The organism is Pseudogracilibacillus amylolyticus (SeqCode) (assembly GCF_051918545.1).
Classification (GTDB): domain Bacteria; phylum Bacillota; class Bacilli; order Bacillales; family Amphibacillaceae; genus Pseudogracilibacillus.
The window spans coordinates 1-5,135 of the sequence record NZ_JBPPZG010000250.1; the positions used below are offsets into that span (position 1 = coordinate 1).

Annotated in this window: 7 protein-coding genes; 4 read left to right on the plus strand and 3 right to left on the minus strand. The window is 38.5% G+C overall.

Features of this window, described 5'->3' with window-relative positions; genetic code table 11:
* On the plus strand, positions 1 to 339 hold a 339-nt coding region (locus ACPYKA_RS18620), incomplete at its 5' end, for an aldo/keto reductase (protein ID WP_479543701.1).
* A 313-nt stretch (positions 340 to 652) separates the two neighbouring features.
* Here the strand turns inward: ACPYKA_RS18620 and ACPYKA_RS18625 are convergent.
* Positions 653 to 1,216: a Uma2 family endonuclease gene (locus ACPYKA_RS18625; protein ID WP_479543702.1), complete on the minus strand. Its 564-nt coding sequence runs from the start codon at positions 1,214 to 1,216 to the stop codon at positions 653 to 655.
* 99 nt (positions 1,217 to 1,315) lie between these two features.
* Positions 1,316 to 2,266 (minus strand): NAD(P)H-dependent flavin oxidoreductase, encoded by a 951-nt coding sequence (locus ACPYKA_RS18630; protein ID WP_479543703.1) that lies wholly within the window; start codon positions 2,264 to 2,266, stop codon positions 1,316 to 1,318.
* Between the two features lie 219 nt (positions 2,267 to 2,485).
* On the opposite strand from ACPYKA_RS18630, the gene ACPYKA_RS18635 reads away from it, so the two are divergent.
* From ACPYKA_RS18635 to ACPYKA_RS18645, 3 genes are read left to right on the plus strand one after another with little or no spacing between them, the layout of a single operon-like run.
* Entirely contained in the window at positions 2,486 to 2,752 is a 267-nt protein-coding gene (locus ACPYKA_RS18635) for a ferredoxin (RefSeq protein WP_479543704.1), read from the plus strand.
* 3 nt (positions 2,753 to 2,755) lie between these two features.
* On the plus strand, positions 2,756 to 3,754 hold the full coding sequence (locus ACPYKA_RS18640; protein ID WP_479543707.1) for an NAD(P)/FAD-dependent oxidoreductase: 999 nt from the start codon (positions 2,756 to 2,758) through the stop codon (positions 3,752 to 3,754).
* Between the two features lie 58 nt (positions 3,755 to 3,812).
* Complete coding sequence (locus ACPYKA_RS18645) at positions 3,813 to 4,358, plus strand: gamma carbonic anhydrase family protein (RefSeq protein ID WP_479543705.1); 546 nt, start codon at positions 3,813 to 3,815, stop codon at positions 4,356 to 4,358.
* 268 nt (positions 4,359 to 4,626) lie between these two features.
* On the opposite strand, the gene ACPYKA_RS18650 is transcribed toward ACPYKA_RS18645, so the two are convergent.
* The coding region (locus ACPYKA_RS18650; protein WP_479543706.1) for a PaaX family transcriptional regulator at positions 4,627 to 5,135 on the minus strand (509 nt) is incomplete at its 5' end.

Here is a 5,135-nt window from a genome sequence, read left to right on the forward strand (position 1 = left end):
TCATTTGTTCCGTTTTTCCCATTTGCTTCAGGGTTACTTGCGGGAAAATATACGGAGGAGACGACGTTTGCTGAAGGAGATTTTCGCAAAAATATGGAGCAATTCCAAGGGGAAACATTTAAGAATCATCTGGCCAATATTGAAAAGATACGTGCAATCGCAGAAGCCAAAGATGCTGAGGTGGCTCATGTCGTACTCGCTTGGTATTTGACGCGTGACGCGATTGATGTTGTCATCCCTGGAGCCAAGCGTGAAGATCAGGTGCTCAGTAATTTAAAAACGTTAGATGTTGAACTGTCTGAGCAGGAAATTAAAGAAATCGATGAGATTTTTTCTTAAAAGAAGATAAAAAAGACGATTCCTTGGTAGGATCGTCTTTTTTATTCGAAGCTTTTATTTAGTTTTCTAAGTCGGGTCATAGTATAACTTCCTTTCTCTAATAACTTTATATTTACCTTGTTTTTTGGCGTTCTCTAAAGTTGCCCTTGTAATTTTTAACAATAGGTCTTGTTTGTTCTTAGTTCTGCGTTTTTTGGAGTTAGTTCGCAATCCGTGTTCACTGTTTATATTTTTTTTACAGCAGGTAGATTTGTTTCTATGTTTTCGTTTATTTGACTTAGTTTTACTTTTCTCATCTGGAACACCTCTTTATTTAAGCAAAAATTTTCTCGGTATCAACGATAAAGGTTGGGAATATCGTTGAATGAATCTGTCCTTTTTCCTTTGCTAGATCACGAAGTTCGTATTGTCCTTGTTCATCAAGATTGTAAAGCTGGATTGTATTTAGAATGGGGTTTACAATCCAATACTCTTTTACACCATATTGCATATAGAGATTGAGTTTAAAGACTAAATCATGAGATTGGTTGGAGGGACTGACAATCTCAATAATGATCGAAGGAACGCCAATATACTTTTCATCTGTTAACCCGTTTTTGTCACAAATTACGGATAAATCAGGAACGACAATTTTGGTATCAGTCATTGTTTCATCTGTTAATTCGATGTCGAATGGAGCATGAAATACTTCACAGTCAGAGCCTTCTAATATATGAAAAAGCTGAACATACAAACGTCCAGAAATTCTTTGATGTTTTGTGGATGGAGAAGGAGACATAAAAATAACACCATCTATATATTCCATAATTTGATTTGAGTTTTCTCTTAAATTATAGAATTCATTTAATGTTACATTACTTTTTTCCGGTAAACTCAAAATTCTCATCCTTCCATCTGAAGTGTATACATTCATTATAGTACATTCGGTTTTCAAATACACATATGGATTAGATTTCAGTCATATTAAAATAATAATTTAGATTAATCCTTGTCGCTGCTTTAATTGCGCACGTGCAACCTTCATCATCTCTTCCAATAATTCTTTTACTGTTGGAACGGTAGTGATTAATCCAGAAATTTGTCCACCGTTAATAAAACCTTCTGAAAAATCTCCATCGATAGCGCCTTTTATATGTTGAACTTCTGTTGTTAAAGTACTGAACTCCCCCGTCGTAATTCCTTTTTCCTCTAATCTTGCAATTTTTTCAGCATATTCATTTTCTAATACACGCCGAGTTTGCCCGACTGTGCGTCCGATAATTTTTGTGGTCGTGTCAGTTGCATTGAGAATCTTAGATTTATAGTTTTCATGAAAAGGTGCTTCTTTTGTTGCGATGAAGCGGGTACCCATTTGTACACCGGAAGCACCGAGCATGAGAGCCGCAGCAAGTCCACGACCATCGCCAATTCCTCCGGCGGCGATAACAGGAATGTTTACTTGGTCGACGATTTGGGGTATTAATGTCATTGTCGTTAGTTCTAAATTTGAGTTTATTCCTGCAGCTTCAAACCCTTCAGCCACAACAGAGTCAGCACCTGCAGCTTCTGCCTTTTCTGCATGTTTTACCGCTGCTACAATCGTGAGTACTTTGATTCCTTTTTCTTGGAGGATTGGTATATATGGCGCTGGGTTTCCGGCTGATAAGGAGACGACGGGTACTTCATGTTCGATAACTGTTTTGATTAACGCGTCGGTATATGGTGTGACATTAATCGCAATATTTACGGCAAACGGTTTTTTTGTTCGTTTTTTTGTTTCGGTAATAATTTTTTCTACTTCGGATGGTTCCATTGTCCCACAGCCGATCGTTCCAAGACCACCCGCTTCGGAAACTGCAGCGGCCAACTCGGCATTACTTATATTCCCCATCCCGCCCTGGATAATTGGATAGTTTATGTTTAATAGGTTGCAGATTTTGTTTGGCATGGTTGTTCGACTCCTCTTTATAACAGTATATAAGCTTACGTATTTGTTGTATCATATGAATTTTATCGTAACAAAAGAGAACGAAGTAAGCAATAGCTGTTGTCAAAATTATGTAAAAATTATATTGACAGAGAAAAAAGATTTATGTATGATAACTATAACGATAATTAATATATACGTTATTAAAACGTTATACAATGATTTGTGAGGAGTGGAGCTATGTGTAGGTATACAATTGTCAATCAAGAAACTTGTATCTCCTGTGGAAGTTGTGGAGCCATTGCACCTGAGATTTTTGCATATGATGAGGAAGGTTTATCTTATTATATAGGGGACGATAATGAGGGGAATGTGCCGGTGGATGAGGAACTGCTTGACGATTTAGAAGATGCGCATGATGAATGTCCAACGGGTTCAATCAAGATATCGGATGAACCATTTGAGGGAGATCCTTTAAAAGAAGAAAACTATGTCAGGGGGGCGTAAGTGATGGAGGAAATTCACGACATAACTATAATTGGCGCCGGTCCCGTTGGTTTATTCACGACCTTTTATGCGGGTATGCGTGAGGCAAGTGTCCATCTGATCGATAGTATGCCAGAAGTTGGTGGTCAATTGTCGGCACTTTATCCGGAAAAATATATTCATGATGTGGCGGGCTTTCCCAAAATAAAAGCGCAAGATTTAGTCGATCAACTTTATGAACAAGCGCTTACCTTTTCGCCGAAAATTACGTTAGGCGAATCAGTGCTTCATGTGAATCGTTTGGATGAGGAAATTTTTGAACTGATTACGACCAAAAATCGATATGTGACGCGAAATTTGATCATTACTGCAGGCGCTGGAGCATTTCAGGCTCGGAAATTGGAAGTTGAGAATTGTGATTTTTATGAAGGGAAAAATTTACATTACTTTATTAAAAAACTCGATGATTTCAAGAACCACGATGTACTCATTTGTGGCGGTGGAGATTCTGCAGTTGATTGGTCACTGGCGCTCGAGCCGCTTGCTAAAAGTGTGACACTTATTCATCGGCGTGATCGTTTTCGGGCACATGAGGCGAGCTTATCGGAGTTGCGAACATCTAATGTGGAGATTATTACACCATTTGAAGTGGCAGAGATTTTTGGAAGCGATAACAATATTGAGCAAGTTTTAATTAAAGAAGTAAGAGGAGAAAAGACTAGTTTACTAAATGTCGATAGTATCATTGTAAACTTCGGCTTTGTCACGGATTTAGGTCCGTTAAAAAAATGGGGACTTGATATACATCGTAATTCGATTCGTGTGAATCAACAAATGGAGACAAATATTCCTGGCATCTATTCAGCTGGAGATATTTGTATTTATAAAGGGAAGCCAAAACTAATTGCAACAGGTTTTGGTGAAGCAACGATAGCAGTGAATCAAGCGAAATTACGAATTGATCCTAAGGCAAGAGTCAATGTCCATAGTACGCACTTGTTTGAAAAAACAAAAGTCACCTAAATTTTACCTATTGACTTGCTTGCGCATGGTTGATTAAATGGATTCAAGGGGGGATGGTATGTTTTATCGTTATAAAGAATTTATTCCGCAAGTAAATGAGTCCGCTTTCATCGCAGATGGCGTTAAAGTCATTGGTGACGTCAAAATCGGCGCCGAGACGAGTATTTGGTTTAATGTCGTTTTACGAGGCGACGAAGATCAGATTCGAATAGGAGATCGTTGCAGCATCCAGGAAAATACGGTCTGTCATTTGTATGAAGGATATCCGTTAATTGTGGAAGATGAGGTAACCGTTGGACATAATGCAATTATTCATGGTTGTACATTGAAAAAAGGGGTACTCGTCGGAATGGGAGCGACTGTTTTGGATGGAGCGATAATTGGAGAAAACTCTATTATTGGTGCCAATGCATTGATCCCGGCGGGTAAAGTGATCCCACCGAATTCACTCGTGCTTGGAAGCCCTGGAAAAGTTGTGCGACAATTAACCGAGCAAGATGAGGAATTATTAGATCTTACAATAAGAACATATGTAAGAAACGCAGAACAATATCAAGATCCGGCAATTTTTGAAAAAATTGAAAGGGAAAAAGTGAAAGTATAGGAGAAAAACTTGACTGCCAATGTTGACAGTCAAGTTTTTTGATGTGTGAAGAGAGGTTGTCGGGTTGGCGTATGTCTCTCCGAATCGGCACATAATTTCTGAAACCGGCGCATGTCTTTCCGAATCGGCACATGTATTCTGAAACCGGCGGATGTCTCTTCGAATTGGCGCGTATTTTCTGAAAAAGGCACATGTCCCTTCGAATTGTCGCATGTTTCCCCAAAAGGCGCATCTCTCCCTCAATCGGCACTGTTCCTCAAAAATCTCTCTATCGCTGTTTGATCGGTTCCCCTAATTCAAAGACGGATTCGAAAAAACGTTTTGCGGGTTTTGATAAAATAGCATTATAGTCTTTAAATAATGCAGTCGCTGAATCGCCCAGCCATTTTTCTGGTAAAAGTTCATCTGGCAAGCTTGGGTCGATAAATAAAAATTTTCGATATTGGTGAACGAGCAGTGCACTTTCTACAAAACAACTGCTGTCACTCATTTCATTTTTACTAATTTTATTTTTATGAATAATATAGTTTTGGCTGTATTGCTCAATGAATCCAGCATATTGTTCGTTAATTTCATTTAAGTCCCAACACTTTTTCACTAAGTCTAGGTGTGTTTGCATCCCTTCATACGATGCGTGAAAATAGGTTACATATTCTTCTACTTGATATTTTTTGATCATGAGATTGATTTCTTTTTGGAGGTTGTTCGGAGTGATCCAACAACTATTTGAAAGTGGGCCAAATCCACTCCATACCAGTTCTTCACGTAATTTATCAC

Excerpts from the sequence above, each read along its gene's own strand:
- ACPYKA_RS18630 (WP_479543703.1), bottom strand. The coding sequence starts at position 2,266 with ATGCCAAACAAAATCTGCAACCTATTAAACATAAACTATCCAATTATC.
- ACPYKA_RS18640 (WP_479543707.1), top strand. The coding sequence starts at position 2,756 with ATGGAGGAAATTCACGACATAACTATAATTGGCGCCGGTCCCGTTGGT.
- ACPYKA_RS18635 (WP_479543704.1), top strand. The coding sequence starts at position 2,486 with ATGTGTAGGTATACAATTGTCAATCAAGAAACTTGTATCTCCTGTGGA.
- ACPYKA_RS18645 (WP_479543705.1), top strand. The coding sequence starts at position 3,813 with ATGTTTTATCGTTATAAAGAATTTATTCCGCAAGTAAATGAGTCCGCT.